Source organism: Bradyrhizobium sp. T-1 (assembly GCF_053592855.1).
The window spans coordinates 2,704,497-2,719,999 of sequence record NZ_CM132115.1 but is presented as its reverse complement, the minus strand read 5'-3'; the positions used below and the strand labels follow the sequence as shown (position 1 = coordinate 2,719,999).

Sequence of the window (15,503 nt, the reverse complement as noted above, 5' to 3'; positions counted from 1 at the left end):
GTGCCTCATTTCACCTCGCGGGCCGGCTGTTGGCCCCGCCCTGCCGCAAAGACGCGGATGGCGGCTGACCTGCGCGTCCCGCAGGGAGGTGAGGCATGTGCCCAATTCGTGGGTTCAAGCAGAGTTGGCCTTCATGAAGGGCTGACCGCACAAGGGGAGGATGACATGCAGCGTCTCTTGATTGCAGGTGTATCTGTCGCGTTCGCAGTGGCTCTGGGTCTCGGCTCGGCCAATGCGGCGGACAAGAAGGTTCTGGCCTTCGTCGTCAACGGGGCATCCGACTTCTGGAAGATCGCCGAGGCCGGCGTGAAGAAGGCCCAGGGCGAACTGCCCAACTACAATCTTCAGCTCAAATATCCGGAACAGGCCGCCGCTGCCGTTCAGCAGCGCATGATGGACGACCTCGTCGCCGCCGGTGCCGCCGGCATCATGGTCAGCGCGGTCGATCCGAAGAACCAGGTCGAGCATCTCAACAAGATCGCCTCGCAGACGCTGCTGTTCACCACCGACAGCGATGCGCCGAACTCGAAGCGCATCGCCTATATCGGCTCGTCCAACGTCGACCTCGGCAAGGACGCCGGCAAGCTGATGCTCAAGGCGCTGCCGAACGGCGGTAAGTGCGTCGGCTTCGTCGGTCTGCCCGGCGCCGACAACGCCCGCGAACGCATCGAGGGCGTCAAGGAAACCATCAAGGGCTCGAAAGTCGAGCTGGTCGACGTTCGCGGCGACGAGATCGACCAGACCCGCGCCAAGCGCAACGTCGAGGACATCCTCGCCGCCATGCCCGACGTGAGCTGCCTGGTCGGCTTCTACTCCTACAACACCCCGCGCATCTACGAAGTGCTGAAGGAGGCCGGCAAGCTCGGCAAGATCCAGATCATCGGCTTCGACGAGGATCCGATCACGCTGGGCGGCGTCAAGGAAGGTGCGATCGCCGGCACCGTCGTGCAGCAGCCGTTCGAGTGGGGCTATCAGGGCATGAAGCTGATGGCGAAGTACATCGAGGGCGACAAGTCCGGCGTGCCCGCCAACGGCATCATCATCGTACCCGGCAAGGTCATCGACAAGAGCAATGTCGACGACTTCATGGGCTCGATGAAGGCGATGCTCAAGAAGTAGGAGACGTGCGGGCGTCGCCCGCAGCCGTCAATGCCTGAGCCATTTCTCGAACTGATCGATATCAGCAAGAGCTATCCCGGCGTGGTCGCACTCGACCACGTCGGCCTTGCCGTGTCGCCGGGCGAGGTGATCGCGCTGATCGGCGAGAACGGCGCCGGCAAGTCGACCTTGATGAAGGTGCTCGGCGGCGTGGTTGAGCCGAGTGGCGGCCGCATCCGCGTCGACGGCGTCGAGCGGAGCGCGCTGACGGTGGCTGAGGCGATCGCCGCGGGCATCGCCTTCGTTCATCAGGAGCTCAATCTTTTCGACAATCTCGACGTCGCCGGCAACGTGTTCATCGGCCGCGAGCCCGTCCATGGCGGACCGTTGCGGCTGATCGACCGCAAGGCGCTCTACGCCAAAACGCAGCCGCTGCTGGACCGCCTGGGGGCCGATTTCGCGCCGGACGCGCCGCTCGCGGAACTGTCGCTGGCACAGCATCAGCTCGTCGAGATCATGAAGGCGTTGTCGCTCGATGCGCGCCTCGTCATCATGGACGAGCCGACATCGAGCCTGACCCTGTCCGAGACCGACCGGCTGATGCGGGTCATCGCCGGCCTCAAGGCCGACGGCGTCAGCATCATCTTCATCACGCATCGCCTCAACGAGGTGATGCAATGCGCCGACCGCGCGGTGGTGTTGCGTGACGGGCGCATGGTCGGTGCGCTGACCCGCGCCGAGCTGTCTCCCGCGGCGATGATCCGCCTGATGATCGGGCGTGACCTCAAATCGCTCTACGTGCCGCCGGCGGCCCCGCCCGGCGAGGCCGTGCTCGACATCGTCGAGGCCGTCACCGACACCTATCCGGAGCGCGCGGTGAGCCTGTCGGTTCGCCGCGGTGAGATTTTGGGGCTCGCAGGCCTGGTCGGCTCCGGACGCACCGAGCTGGCGCGGGCGATCTTCGGTGTCGACCCGCTCCGCGGCGGCATGATCAGGCTCGAGGGAGATCCGATCCGGGTCGCGAGCCCGCGCGCGGCAATCGACCATGGCATCTACCTGATCCCGGAGGACCGCAAGGGCTGCGGGCTGCTGCTCGACGTGTCGATCGCCGAGAACATCTCGCTGCCGGATCTGTCGTCCTATCTGCGCTTCTTCCTGGTGAACACGGCGCAGGAGACCGAGAATGCCCGCGGCCAGCGCGAGCGGCTCAAGATCCGCGCGCCCGACGTCGCAACCACGGTGGGCTCGTTGTCCGGCGGCAATCAGCAGAAGGTCGTGCTGGCCAAATGGCTGTCGATGCGGCCCAAGGTGCTGATCTTCGACGAGCCGACGCGCGGCGTCGATGTCGGCGCCAAGCAGGAGATCTACGAGATGCTGCGCCGGCTGACCGACGCCGGCGTCGCGATCCTGATGATTTCGAGCGACATGGAGGAAGTGATCGGGGTCAGCGACCGGATCGCCGTCATGCACGAGGGGACGATCTCGGGCTTCCTTGATCGCGGCCAGTTCAGCGAACACAATGTGCTCCAGTTGGCCGTCGGCCACGCGGTTGAGATGAGGGTGCCTTGAACAAGAAAGATCTGAGCCTGCTGGTCCTGATCCTCGTGGTCGGCGCGGTCGTGGCCTTCATCAATCCGCGTTTCCTCTACGTCGGCAACCTCTCCAACACGCTGAACCAGGTCGGGATGTTCGGCATCTTCTCGATCGCGGAAGCCTTCGTCATCATCATCGGGGGGATCGAGCTCTCGGTCGGATCGGTGATCGCGCTGCTCGGCGTTCTCTTCATCGACCTCATCGTCAATCACGACGTCAACTGGATGCTCGCCTTTACCGCGATCATTGCGAGCGGCCTCGTGATCGGCCTCGTGCATGGCGCGCTGGTGACGCGGATGCATATCCAGCCGTTCGTGGTGACGCTGTGCGGGCTTCTGATCTATCGCGGCGCCGCGCGCTATTACACCGAGGACGCGACCGCCGGCTTCGGCTTCGGCGCCAGCTTCCCGACGCTGGAATGGCTGACGGCCGGCCGCACCAACGTGCTCGGCTTTCCGCTGCCGCACAGCGTCGTCGCGCTGATCGTCGTCGCCGCTGTCGCCTGGGTGCTGCTGCACCGCTCGGTGTTCGGCCGCTATCTCTACGCCGTCGGCAAGAACGAGGAGGCCGCGCGCTATTCCGGCATCCGCTCCGAGCGCGTGATGATCTCCGCCTATGTCATCTGCGGCGGGCTGACCGCGTTTGCCGCGATCCTGTTCGCGATGTACACCCGCTCGATCTCGCCGGCCGTGCACGGCTCATTCTACGAGCTCTATGCCATCGCCGCGGCCGTGCTCGGCGGCTGTTCCTTGCGCGGTGGCGAAGGCTCGATCATCGGCGTCGTGCTCGGCACCGTGCTGCTCCAGGTGCTGCAAAACCTGGTCAACCTGCTGGGCATCCCGAGCTCGCTGAATTTCGCGGTGATGGGCGCGGTGATCCTGATCGGCGTGCTCGCCGACCAGTACCTCGTCCAGCGCCGGCAACGCGTGAGCACCGCCAAGGGCCGCGAGGCGGCCAGCATCGCGACTGCCCCGCTCGAGCGGGTCAAGGTTGAGTGAGGAAACTCGAAAACAACCCCATGCACCGTAGCCGGGGATAGCGAGATCAAGGGCTTAAAGCGCGATGTGCGCGGGATGACGGGTCATCGCGCATGAGAGCACGATATTTCCGAAAAACAGAATATCGCTTGACCCGTCGGGCAAAACAGGTGCATGCTGACATCATCGGGAAGTGTTGGGCCGGGCCCCTCCCTCCGCCACTCCGTCTCGATATCCCAGCTTCACACCGCATCCCGTGCAGCGCTGCGAAGACAGCAATCCTCAAGTCCGACGATACGCTTAACGGCTCCCTTTTGGGCTTGTACCGAGGTCCAGTCAATTTCTGGAGATATCAGTGACTTTGAGCGTCCAATGTGCAGAACACCTCCCTTTCGTACTCGAGAGGTTGACCGAGGAAAACCTGCGAGCGTCCCGTATCAAACACCCCACAGCCCTGGACGGGCAATTCTATGCTGCGTTCGGCGTTGATCATGCGTCGATAGGCGACGCTGCCGGGTTTCAACGGCTGCAAGGTCTTGCGGGAGAGTTGTTGCACGCGCCCGCCGTGACTTCGCGTTTATTGCAACTGAAATCAAAAGGTCTCTCAGTCGAGTTCGTGGTCTATGACGAGCCAGCAGGACATTTCCTGTGTATTCTCGTCAAGGACCACGCGATCTACGATGAAGCTGTCAAACATTTCGATCCAATCGTCACACAGAAACAGCGCGCTCAACCATAGCGATCACGTACCCGATCTCTTTGTCAGCTATTCGGAGACGCTGCTGTCACAGGCTCAGCAAACCGTTGCGCGTCTACACAACCGTCTTCAAGCAATTCAGGGGTTGTTCTCCGACGCATATGGCGCACGAAACGCGGCTTGGAAGCCGAGCTGCGCCTTCAAGACTAGGTCGAAGCTGGGGCGCGTCTTTCCGTCCTGGAACACCACGCCGTTCGGGCTGAAGGCGACGTTGTCCGGGTTGTTGTTCAGCGTCTGCCATTTGTACGATATGGCGGCGATACCATAGGCCGAAACCGGCTTGACCTCTCCGGGGTTGCCACGCCATTGCCGTTGGCATCGCGCCACAGGGCGAGGCCGGCCAGTTCTTTGCCGGTCAAAATGCCGTCGCGGTCGTCATCGAGCGCGGCCAGCGGCGCGTATCCGTTGTTCCAAAACATCCAGAACGTGACGTTGCCGAACAATTGCCGGCCGCTGTCGATTTTGCCATCGAGCTTCGGGTCGCTCACCAGCCAGGCAGCCTTGGGGGTAATCCAGCTCCATTCGCGACCCAATCCGCTGCCGTCCACGTCGAACGTCACCCGCGCATCGGGTGCTTCGAGGTCGGTGATCGTGAGCCCATCGGCCAGCGGCACTGCGATGGGAGTGACCGGATAAGGCAGCTTTCCCAACGTGGCAGCGTGGTCCTTCAGCGTCTCGATCTCGCGCTTATCCCTCTCGGCGTCGAGAAGCGGGACGAGGTAAGAGACGACTTCACCGGTCAGCGTTTGCCTGCCGAGACCAACCATCGTCAGGCTGTTTTCCTTCTCCCAAGCGTCAGTTGCGATCGTTCGATACTGCTTCACCGCATCGACCTTCCTGCCGGCCTGCTCGGTCAGCCAGGCGAGGCCGAGCTGGATGACAAGGTTATCCTTGTCCAGTTCCAATTCCTGCTTGTACGCTTTCAACGCAGCTTCCAGATGCGCCTGGGAGGCCGAACTCAAAATGGAGTCAGCGGCACTCGTTACCGTACCTAAAGGAACGGCCGGCGGCTGAATGCCATGGTAGGCCTTCGGTACCGTCAGCGGGTCGGACTTCTGGGCGTAGGCCATGCCATGCGCGCGACCAAGGTTCAGCAACGCCTCGACGCTGGCAGGATCGTGCTTGGCGATCTTCTCCAGGTGTTCGATGAGCCTGGCGACCGGGATCCGCTCGACTTGCACCCCCACATACCTGGCGAGCGCCGGCGACGTCGCGGCAAGGAAAACCACCAGCAACAGCAACCGCACGGCGCCTCCGTCTTGTAAGGGGAGATTGTGGGCAATCTATCCGGTGCAAACTGACGACGCCAGGGTCTGGATGGTGCTTGTGGCGCATGCACGGATTAGTCGCGTGGTAGGAAGAGTGTTTGTCACCTGCCATTGTCGATCCATGGCCCGTAGACGAACAAGCCTGAGGTTATCGCGATGTCGGCTGTCGTCTGTAGACCGGACGCGAGGTCGTGCATGCTTCGACCGCCGCTTGTGGACCCAAAGCGGTCGCTAGTTGCGGCGCTCTTCTCGGCATGGTCAATACATTTCGTTAACAGTTAGCGATGCAACTTGGCCTCAACTAGAGGTTACAGTGGTATATGCCATGATGCGGGTGCGCCGTCGCATAGGTCAGGCGCTTATTGCTGCTCTCGCGTGGACGGTGCCAAATGGTATCTGGACCTGTTTCGCCCGCGCGGACTATCTCCACTTCTCCTCGCTCGACATGACGCCGGTCCGGATCAGTCTGGTCCATAAAGTTGCGGGGAAGGCCGATTTCCCTGATCTGGTGGTGCCTCGGGCCTACGTTTATTGGGTCAATAATTTTCTACCCAGCGAGGGACCCTTGCCCTCCCAATTCAGCTCGGACCATCTCGAGTTGAAGTTCGTTGACGGCACAGGTGAAGCCTGGACGGTCGCAGCGGCGGAGCGGGGGCGGCGTGAGGGTATTGATGCCGACACGGCCGCTCATCGCATGCGCGCCGAAGAGACCATGGTTGAGATTAGCCCCAGCAGCGTTCCGACTGCAGCTTTTGCGAATGCGACGCGCAACGTAAGCGGGCCCGCGCCGCATCGCCAGGACGACAGCTTCGAAGGATTAGCGCATTACCGCGGTGTCTCCAGCTGGTCCTACTATGTCGGTGAATCCAGCGACGAGTTTTTTACGGCGCGCTGCGAGGGCAGGCTCCATCCGGTCTATTTCTGCAGCTATTCGACGTCGATCACGGAAGGCGTCGTGGCGCAGGTCCGTTTTGTCGATTTCCGACTCTATGGCGGCCGCGCCTATGCCAATCGACGCCTGCGCTTCGCTCGCCAAGTGGTCTGCCGCTATCTAACCCGCTGCTGATCTCCATCCTCGGAGAGCGACCGTTGCATCACGCCAGTGCGGCTCGGCTGCGCAGACTACGTGGTCTCGAATAGGCGAGTTCCGATTGTGGCCCATCTGCGAAGTTGTGTCGGGTCTAACGGAGGTCCGCTCATCGCGGCAGAGCGGACCAGATTTACTCAAACTGAGTTCTTCGCAGTTTGACCCGATGCGGGCATCCGATGCTTGGTCGCTCGGTGCGAAATCGCGTACACTCGGCGGCGGGATTGGAAGGGTGTGAGCGATGACAAGTCCTTCAAAGTCCGTTATCGGCGCCGGGAAAGCACTCTCGCGGCGCTCCGCTCTAAGCGGACTTGCGGCAACCTGCGTTGCGGCGTCGGCGAAATGGAGTTGGGCTGCCGAGAGCGGTGATGGTCCGTCGTTTTCCGCTGATGGCCCGGACGCCGAGCTTTACGGCGCGGCCGAGAACTACCCGATCAAGGACGGGGGGCGGATCTATCAGCCCGGCAATCCGGCGCCAAAATACCGCGTCGGCGCATTCAGTCATTACGATGAGATATTCCCGACGCGTCACGTCGATCGCGCAGCCACGGCTTGGCCATTCAAGCGAACGCCGGCGGATGTCAGCTACCAGTACAAGGGAAGCTCCGCTTCGCTTGCGGAATATCTGGCACGCAATCCGGTGACGGGCCTGTTGATCGCAAAAGACGACCGGATTCTGGTCGAGCGCTATCAGTACGGCCGCACCGACCGAGACCGGCTGATGTCGCAGTCGATGGCAAAATCGATCAACGGCATGCTGATAGGGATCGCGACCGCGGAAGGCGCGATCAAGTCGATCGACGATGCTGCGGAGATCTATGTTCCCGGCTTGAAAGGCACGGAATACGGTGCAACGCCGATCCGCGCGCTGCTGCACATGTCGTCTGGCGTGAAGTTCGGTGAAGAGAACGAAGAAGCGAGGGGCGGCGGAGGCGACCTCGATCGCCTGTGGGGCGACATGGTGCGCGGGTTTTCACAAAAAGGCACCGTTGCCAGCATCGCGCAATTCAACCAAAGGATCGCGCCGCCGGGGACGCGATTCCATTACGCCAGCATCGAGGCGGATGTGCTTGGTCTCGTGCTGCGTTACGCGACCGGTCAATCAACGTGCGGCTATCTCCAGGAAAAAGTCTGGCAGCCGATCGGCACGGAAGCCGATGCCAAATGGATGATTGATGCGGAAGGCGGTGAGGTAGCGCACGGGTTCTTCAATGCGGTACTGCGCGACTACGCGCGGCTCGCCCGTCTGCTGGCCCACGACGGAGCGTGGGAGGGCAAACAGATCATACCTGCACAATGGATGATCGATGCGACCACGGTGCGCGCCTCCGAGACGTATCTGGTCAAGGCCGAGGGAGTGTTCGGGTACGGCTATCAGGTCTACCTGTTTCCCGGCAGCAGACGGCAATTCGCGCTCTTGGGGTACCTCGGGCAGCGCATCCTTGTTGATCCGCCCTCGAAGCTGGTCATGGTGCAGACCGCCGTCGATGAAAAGTCCCCCGAAATCTGGCGTCTGTGGTCGGCCGTGATCGCGCAGTTCGGGTGACCCCATCAAAAGCCGAATGATCTGTGAGGTCTGCTTTTGGCCCATCGCTTCCCTTAGGGCGTTGCGGCGAGACGTCTGGGGTCGGGGGTAAAGCGGAAGCGCCCCGCCGCTGGTCAAATCGGCGCTGTTGACCCCAAGCCGAATTAAGCGGCAAGGCTTTTCTGTCACGCACAAAGCCCATGAGACATTTCGTGATGGCCGTCACATACCGACCGGAGCGATGATGCCAAATGTGGTCGCACCGGCATCGGATGATCGCGCCAACCAAAGAGGCATGTGATGACTGATACAATCGGAAGCAACAATATGCATAACAACAAGACGGAACTGACAGCGCGGGACCTTGAAAAGGTTAGCGGTGGCATGAAAACCGATCCCAACCATGTAAGCAGCGATGTTATCGACGCGCGCGGCGGCTCGCTTACATTTATGGGGCTGACCTTTACGAGTGACGTAAATGGCAAAGTGCACGTGAGCTGAAACGGCCTACGCCCTCGAAGAGTCTGCCCACGGCCTTGCGGATTTCTGACTTTTGTTGCGATGCATAAGTCCGCTTGTGGCCCATCTCGGACCTAGGGTGCGGTGTGCCAACGCGCCGCTGTCAGAGGCAGTACGGACCTCATACGACGTGCAGCGCGGATTTATGCGTCCGCGTCCTAAAACGTCACCCGCATCCCCGCGTAAAACGCGCGCGGCCTTGCCGGGCTCAGCGAGCGCGGGTCGGTGAAGGGGTTTCCGCCGTTGGTGAAGTTCGGCAGGGCGCCGGTGTCGAAGAACTGTCCGTAGGTCGCGTAGCGGTTGTCGAAGATGTTGTCGACCTTGCCGTAGAGCTGGACGTTCCTGGTGACCTGATAGGACGTGTGCAGGTTGAACACCGTGTAGGATGGCAGCTTGGAATATTGGTTGGATTCGTCGCCGACCAGGAATTGGCTGGAGACGAACAGCGCATTGCCGCCAACCTTCCACTCATCGGTGACGGCGTAGTCGACCCCGACCTTGACACGGTGGCGCGGGATCGCGGGAATCTGGTTGCCGGGCAACACCTGGATGTTGCCGTCGGCATCGGCGAACGGGCTGTTGGAGCCGAGCGTCAAGGCGTCGAGGAAACGGGCATCGACGAACGTGTAGCTCGCCTGGAACTGCAGCGACTGCGATTTGATGTTGACCTCGGCCTCGAGCCCCTGCCGCCGTGTCCTGCCGACATTGGTGAAATAGCCGAAGCCGGTCCGGCCGGGAACGGGGACGGCCAGGATGTCGTCATAGTTGGTGGCGCGGAAGCCGCCGATCTTCCATCCGAGCGTGCCGATGCTCAGCTCCTTGCTGCCGCGCAGGCCCGCTTCCACGGTCTTGGACACGACCTGCTTCAGCGGCGGATCGGAGACCAGGAACGCCGCGATGAGACAGGGATTGTTCGGATCGGCGCAGCCGAGTTCGAGCGGCGTCGGCACGCGGTTGGCCTCGGAATAGCCGGCATAGGCGGTCAGCTCCGACGTGATCTTGTAGGTCCCGCCGATCACGGGATTGAACCTTGTGTAGGTGTAGTCGCCGTTGAGCGCGGTGCCGAGCTGATCCTCCAGCGAGATGCGCGCCACGTTGAAGCGGCCTCCGCCGGTGATCGCGAAGGCATCCGTGACGTTGAACGTGTCCATCGCGTACAGGCCGTTATATTGATTGACGGTCCGCAGCGAGACGGGACCGGCAAACCCGGTATCGACCGAGCCGGTCGGCCCCAGCACGACGCCGCCGCCGCTCACGACATAGTTCTCTCCGATCGAACCGATCTCGGCGGTGGCATCGTAACGCGTGACGCTGGCATCATAGCTCGTGCCCATCACGAAGCGGTTCTCGTGCCCGAACAACTGATCCGTGTTGGTAGCCTGCCCCGACACGCCGAAGCTGGTCGACCGTATCGAGCTGCGGTCGATCTCGCCGAGGATCGTTCCCGGCGCAAAGGGATTGCCAAGCTGCACGCCATTCGTGCCGTTTGCGCGCGTCGCGCCGTCGCCGAAACACAGCAGGGTCGCGTCCGCCGTGCACTCGCTGACGTCGGTCGGATTGCCGTCGACGATCCTGTGCTCGTACCGGCGCACATGCGCGGTGCCTTCGAGCGTCCAGGTCGGCGTCGGGTCGGCCTTGGCGGTCAGGTTGAGATAGCCGACGCGGTTGGAGCTGGTCTGCGGTGACGTGTAGGTCGCACCCCAATAGTTGTTCAGGAGCTCGGCCGGAACGGTGGCGCTGGCGCCGAAATCGTTCTTGGCGACCCCCATATTGACGTGGAATTCGCTGTCGCCTGCCTTGTAGCCGACGTCACCGTAGAAGCGCCGTACGTCCGATTGGGAGAAGTTACGGAAACCGTTGTCGTGCAGGCCTTCGAGCGCGGCATAGATGCCGTAATTCTGGTCGACCTGCTTGCCCCATTGCGCCGAGCCCTGTATGCGGCCGAACGAGCCACCCATGACATCGAGCTCTGCGCCTTGATAGGTGAAGCCGTCCTTCATTTGCAGATTGATCGCGCCTCCGAGCGCGTTGAGGCCGAAGGCGGGGTTGTTGGTCACCAGGGTCGCCGACCTGATCGCCGCGGTCGGGATCAGGTCCCAGTTGACGGCGTCCGAGAAGGCCTCGTTGATGCGCACGCCGTTCTGGTACACCGCGAGGCCTTGCGGCGTGCCGGTCACGGGCGAGGCGATAAAGCCGCGAAACTCGACGTTGGGCTGGAACGGATTGCCGGTGACCTCGCTGATGCTGACCCCCGCGATGTTGTCGCGCAGCGCATCCGTGATGTTGAGCGAGCCGGTGCGCTTGATCTGACTGGCATCAACAGCGTTGATCGCCGACGGCACCTTGTCGACCTCGAGACCCCTGCCGGTGCCGGGCGTCGTCGGATAGACGTAGATTCTTCCTCCCCTGGGCTTGCCGGAATTCGCAACAGCGCGTGCGACAGGCCGCGGCGACGTACGCCGCGGGGTCGGCTGCGGTGCCACCACCTCGACCGCCGGCAGGTTCTGGACGTTGGTTTCCTCGTCCTGCGCGGCGCCTGCGCCGGTCGCGAAAACGAGCCCCGACAGCAGCCCGGTCGAGACCGAGGCCATCAGCAGATTTCGCGTGTGCCGCAGCTTGCGCATTCCCAACGTCCCCCACCCGTCACCTTCGGCTGTTTTCATCTTCGCCGATCGGTCGAGACGAGTGTATTCGCCGGCAGCTCGAGCACTAGCCACAAAAGGTCGGGCAATATCCGCACCCGTTTTCCCGACCAAATCGGGAATTCTTCCCGATCGGGAATTTTCCTCGCACCAACCGGGCGCGATCAGGCCGCTGCAGTCGGAACCAGCGCCTCGACGGTGACACCGCCCTCGCCCGACGCCACGTTGAGCGTGCCGCCCAGCGCCAGGATGCGCTCGCGCATGCCGACGAGGCCGAAGCCGAGTTTTTGCCCCGGCTCCATGCCGCGACCATTGTCGCTGACCCGCACCCGGGCACAGAAGCGACCATCGCGGCCCGGCTGCTCCGCTGGCTCGATCACCACATTGATCGCGGTCGCACCGGCGTGGCGGAACGCATTGGTGAGCGCCTCCTGCACGACGCGGTAGATGGTGAGGTCGGCGGTCTCGCCGGTGATCCCAAGCGCGGGCGAGATCGTGGTCTGGATCGTCACCTCGGGATGCGATTCCCGCCACAGCCGCGACAGCGATTCCAGCGCCTTGCCGAGGCCCAGCTCGGCAAGGCCCACGGGCCTCAAGCGCTCCAGCACGCGCCGGGTGAACTGCTGCAGCGCGTTGATCTGCTCCAGCAACGCGCCACCGTGCTTTCGCACGGCGTCCGCGCTCGGCGCACGGCCGTCGGCCAGTTTCGCCAGCGCGCTGGCATGCGCGCGCAGCGAGAACAGATACGGACCGAACTCGTCATGCAGCTCGCGCGCGATCTCCTTGCGCTCGACGTCCTGGAGCGACACCGCGCGCTCGGCAAGCCGCCGCTTGTCCTCGACCGCCTCTCCAAGCGTTGCCGCGAGATGATTGAGCTTGGTGCAGATCGCAGCGAGCTCGGGCGCGCCACCGGGGGCAACGCGCGCATCGTAGTCGCCGTCCTCGAGCTCCGCCATGGTCTGCGCCAATGACTGCAGCGGTGCGAGCGCCCGGCCGACCACATTCATCATCACCAGGAACAGCATCAGCGCGACGGCTGAGCCGACCTCGAGCTGCGTCACGATGGCGTCCCAGATCTCGGCGATCTCGTCATTGGGATGCGAGGTGATGACCAGCGACCCGGCCTTGCCATGGATCGAGACCGGCACGGTGACAGCGGTCTGCTCGGGATGAACCAGGCTGACGAACCAGGCCGGCGGCCCGGGCGTGTCATCATCGGTATCAGGGCGCGGCGGCGTCAGCGGGTTCCCGCCGGCGTCCCGGAGCGCAATGCTGACATGGCGCAGGCGGTTGAGGTCGCGCGCGATCTGGTTCAGCCGGGCGTCGGGATCCGGCGCCTCGTTGAGATCGGCAACGATCATCTCGATGAACTCGCGCGCCAGCCGAATCACGCTCTGGTCCTCGGCCTGCACGCGCGGCCCTGCCTCGGCGACCTGGCGGGCGATGTTGACGGCGAGCCCGAGCGCAAGCAGCAGCGCCAGCAGAAGGTTGATGCGCCCGCGCAAGGAAAGATTTTGCCACATTGCTTTCGCCCATGCCCCGCCAGGGATCACTCGCGCCCGTCCGATAGCGTTGACAGAGCCGAAGCGCCCGATATCTAATCGGAAGCGTACAGCAATCCCGGCCGGGTTGCATGACCCGACATGAGACGCGCGCGCGTCGCTCCTCGTTCGGCATCATGCGGCACGAAAACAGGCAAGTTCTATCATGGGGAACGCGCTGTCACGGGGAACGCCTATGCGCATTCTGATCGTCGACGATCATCCCATTGTCGCCTCCGGCTGCCGCGCCGTGCTGGCCGACGAAGGCGAGATCGAGATTTTGGAGGCCGCCGACGCCGAAGACGGCGAGAGCATCTTCATCGTCGAGCGTCCCGACCTCTGCGTGATCGACATCAACCTGCCGACCGTTTCCGGCTTCGAGCTCGCGCGCCGCATCCTCGAGCGCGCGCCGGAGGCGCGCATCATCATGTTCAGCATGAACGACGACCCGGCTTTCGCCGCCCGCGCGATCGAATGCGGCGCCAAGGGCTATGTTTCCAAGACCGGCGACCCCGACGATCTCGTCGAGGCGATCCGCACCGTCGGTGGCGGCGGCACCTATCTTCCGAGCGCAATCGCCCGCAGCATCGCCTTCGCAGGGCCGACGCTGGCGCAGAACCCGCTGTCGAAGCTGAACGCGCGCGAGATGGAGATCTTGCGGCTGCTCAGCGCCGGAAAGAGCCTGTCCGAGATCGCCTGGCTGGTGCAGTCGTCCTACAAGACGGTCGCCAACACCTCCTCGATCATGCGCCAGAAGCTCGGGGTGAAGACCTCGGTCGAGCTGGTGCGGCTGGCGATCGACAGCGGCGTGGCCTAAAAGCGCGCCACAAATTTCGGTCACACACGCATTGCATTCTTGATGTGGTGAGATGCCACGGAGCAAAACGGCATGACGATCCAGACTGTCTCGACCAATACATCCTACGGCGGCGTGCAGGGCGTGTATCGCCATGCAAGCCAGGCGACCGGAACCGACATGGTGTTCTCGGTCTACGTGCCGCCCCATGCCGCCGGCGCCAAGCTGCCCGTGGTCTGGTACCTCTCAGGCCTCACCTGCACGCACGCCAACGTGACCGAAAAGGGCGAATTCCGCAAAGCCTGCGCCGAGCTCGGCCTGATCTTCGTCGCGCCCGACACGAGCCCGCGCGGGCCCGACGTGCCGGGCGACGCCAACAATGCCTATGATTTCGGCCTGGGCGCCGGCTTCTATGTCGACGCCACGCAAGAGCCGTTCGCACGCAATTACCGCATGTGGAGCTATGTCACCGACGAGCTGCCCAAACTCGTGGCGGGAAATTTTCCCGTCGATGCCAAGCGGCAATCGGTGATGGGCCATTCGATGGGCGGCCACGGCGCGCTGACGGTGGCACTGCGCAACCCACACCGCTATCGCGCGGCCAGCGCCTTTGCGCCGATCGTGGCGCCGTCTCAGGTGCCGTGGGGGATCAAGGCGCTGACCGGCTATCTCGGTCCGAACAAGGATGCCTGGCGCAGCCATGACACGGTGGCCCTGATCGAGGACGGCGCCAAATATTCGGGCTTCCTGGTCGACGTCGGCGAAGCCGACAATTTCCTGAAGGAGCAGCTCAAGCCGGAGCTGCTGGAGGCCGCTTGCGCCAAGGCGAACATCCCGCTGACGCTGCGGCGTCAGCCGGGCTACGACCACAGCTATTATTTCATCTCGACCTTCATGAGCGACCATCTGCACTGGCATGCGGAAAGACTGAAGGGGTGAGTTTTGCTCTCTCCTCCCCCTCCGTTCGTACGGGGAGAGGTTTGGGGTGAGGGGCTGCTTCGGCAAAACCAGTGCGAGTTGGACTCGCGGAGACTCCCCCTCACCCGGAATTTGCTCTCGCAAATTCCGGCCTCTCCCCGCACGCGGGAGAGGCGAAGAGCCCTACTCCGGCTTGCCGTAATTCGGCGCGAGCAGGCGGTTGCGGATCAGATAGCTCATCGTGCGCGACCAGGATTCGTCGGTGTTGCCGCGCATATCTGCGCTCGCCGCCGCGATCATGTTGCCGGTCTTCACGTCGCGCAGATAAATGTTGAGGTTGATGATCAGGTTCGAGACCTTCTGCACCATGCCGGTGATCTCGAGGTCCGCACCTAGCTGCCCGGCAAGCTTGAGATCGCAGCCGCCGCAGGCCTGCAGATTGCTGTGACGAGCGGCATCCCTCACCGGCGCGATATCGAGCACCTCGAACCTGCCTGATTCCGCCAGTTCTTTGCGCAACTGCTCGCTGATATGCGCGAGCCGCGCCTCCTCCGGCCGGGAGCCATAGAACTCGCCGGGCAGGCTGGTGTCGATCAGCTCGAAATCAAATATTGCAAGCTTTGGCGGATCAGCGAGCGCAGCCGCCCCCGTCAACAGCAATGCGGCGAAACACAGCAGCGCTCGCACGATCGTGATTCCGGCGCTGGTGCGCGCGAGGACGAAATGCGGGGTTGCAAGCCTTGCCAAATCGGTCATGCTTCCAGCAGAAACAATTCTCCACC

The 15,503-nt window shown here is 63.0% G+C and carries 13 protein-coding genes; 9 read left to right on the top strand and 4 right to left on the bottom strand.

Annotation, left to right across the window (positions count from 1 at the left end):
* Nucleotides 1–165: 165 nt before the first annotated feature.
* From ACWAT4_RS13020 to ACWAT4_RS13005, 4 genes are all read left to right on the top strand, one after another.
* Nucleotides 166–1,119 carry a sugar-binding protein gene (locus tag ACWAT4_RS13020; RefSeq protein WP_212301443.1) on the top strand — a complete coding sequence of 318 codons (954 nt, stop codon included), beginning with the start codon at nt 166–168 and terminating at the stop codon, nt 1,117–1,119.
* A gap of 30 nt (nt 1,120–1,149) precedes the next feature.
* The gene (locus tag ACWAT4_RS13015; RefSeq protein ID WP_449730703.1) at nt 1,150–2,667 is read left to right on the top strand and encodes a sugar ABC transporter ATP-binding protein; all 1,518 of its coding nucleotides are present in this window, start codon (nt 1,150–1,152) and stop codon (nt 2,665–2,667) included.
* Entirely contained in the window at nt 2,664–3,689 is a 1,026-nt protein-coding gene (locus tag ACWAT4_RS13010) for an ABC transporter permease (protein ID WP_449730702.1), read from the top strand. Before ACWAT4_RS13015 ends, ACWAT4_RS13010 begins: the two co-directional genes overlap by 4 nt.
* Before the next feature lie 334 nt (nt 3,690–4,023).
* A complete protein-coding gene (locus tag ACWAT4_RS13005) occupies nt 4,024–4,407 on the top strand; it encodes a hypothetical protein (RefSeq protein ID WP_212301446.1) in 384 nt (127 codons plus the stop codon).
* 245 nt (nt 4,408–4,652) lie between these two features.
* Here the strand turns inward: ACWAT4_RS13005 and ACWAT4_RS13000 are convergent, their stop codons facing one another.
* A complete protein-coding gene (locus ACWAT4_RS13000) occupies nt 4,653–5,672 on the bottom strand; it encodes a hypothetical protein (protein WP_449730701.1) in 1,020 nt (339 codons plus the stop codon).
* Between the two features lie 334 nt (nt 5,673–6,006).
* Here ACWAT4_RS13000 and ACWAT4_RS12995 point away from each other — a divergent pair, with 334 nt between their 5' ends.
* From ACWAT4_RS12995 to ACWAT4_RS12985, 3 genes are all read left to right on the top strand, one after another.
* Nucleotides 6,007–6,759: a hypothetical protein gene (locus tag ACWAT4_RS12995; RefSeq protein ID WP_449730700.1), complete on the top strand. Its 753-nt coding sequence runs from the start codon at nt 6,007–6,009 to the stop codon at nt 6,757–6,759.
* A 661-nt stretch (nt 6,760–7,420) separates the two neighbouring features.
* Nucleotides 7,421–8,326: a serine hydrolase domain-containing protein gene (locus ACWAT4_RS12990; RefSeq protein WP_212301451.1), complete on the top strand. Its 906-nt coding sequence runs from the start codon at nt 7,421–7,423 to the stop codon at nt 8,324–8,326.
* A 279-nt stretch (nt 8,327–8,605) separates the two neighbouring features.
* Nucleotides 8,606–8,806, top strand: coding sequence for a hypothetical protein (locus tag ACWAT4_RS12985; protein WP_212425575.1), 201 nt, complete (start codon nt 8,606–8,608; stop codon nt 8,804–8,806).
* A gap of 176 nt (nt 8,807–8,982) precedes the next feature.
* On the opposite strand, the gene ACWAT4_RS12980 is transcribed toward ACWAT4_RS12985, so the two are convergent.
* The gene (locus ACWAT4_RS12980) at nt 8,983–11,448 is read right to left on the bottom strand and encodes a TonB-dependent receptor (RefSeq protein ID WP_449730699.1); all 2,466 of its coding nucleotides are present in this window, start codon (nt 11,446–11,448) and stop codon (nt 8,983–8,985) included.
* Nucleotides 11,449–11,630: 182 nt separating this feature from the next.
* Entirely contained in the window at nt 11,631–12,989 is a 1,359-nt protein-coding gene (locus ACWAT4_RS12975; RefSeq protein ID WP_449730698.1) for a histidine kinase, read from the bottom strand.
* Nucleotides 12,990–13,203: 214 nt separating this feature from the next.
* Between ACWAT4_RS12975 and ACWAT4_RS12970 the strand changes: the two genes are divergently transcribed.
* Both ACWAT4_RS12970 and fghA read left to right on the top strand, forming a co-directional pair.
* Complete coding sequence (locus ACWAT4_RS12970; RefSeq protein ID WP_212298666.1) at nt 13,204–13,824, top strand: response regulator; 621 nt, start codon at nt 13,204–13,206, stop codon at nt 13,822–13,824.
* 72 nt (nt 13,825–13,896) lie between these two features.
* Nucleotides 13,897–14,742 carry an S-formylglutathione hydrolase gene (gene fghA / locus ACWAT4_RS12965; RefSeq protein ID WP_212298667.1) on the top strand — a complete coding sequence of 282 codons (846 nt, stop codon included), beginning with the start codon at nt 13,897–13,899 and terminating at the stop codon, nt 14,740–14,742.
* A 162-nt stretch (nt 14,743–14,904) separates the two neighbouring features.
* On the opposite strand, the gene ACWAT4_RS12960 is transcribed toward fghA, so the two are convergent.
* On the bottom strand, nt 14,905–15,477 hold the full coding sequence (locus tag ACWAT4_RS12960; protein ID WP_449730697.1) for a DUF3280 domain-containing protein: 573 nt from the start codon (nt 15,475–15,477) through the stop codon (nt 14,905–14,907).
* Between the last annotated feature and the right edge of the window lie 26 nt (nt 15,478–15,503).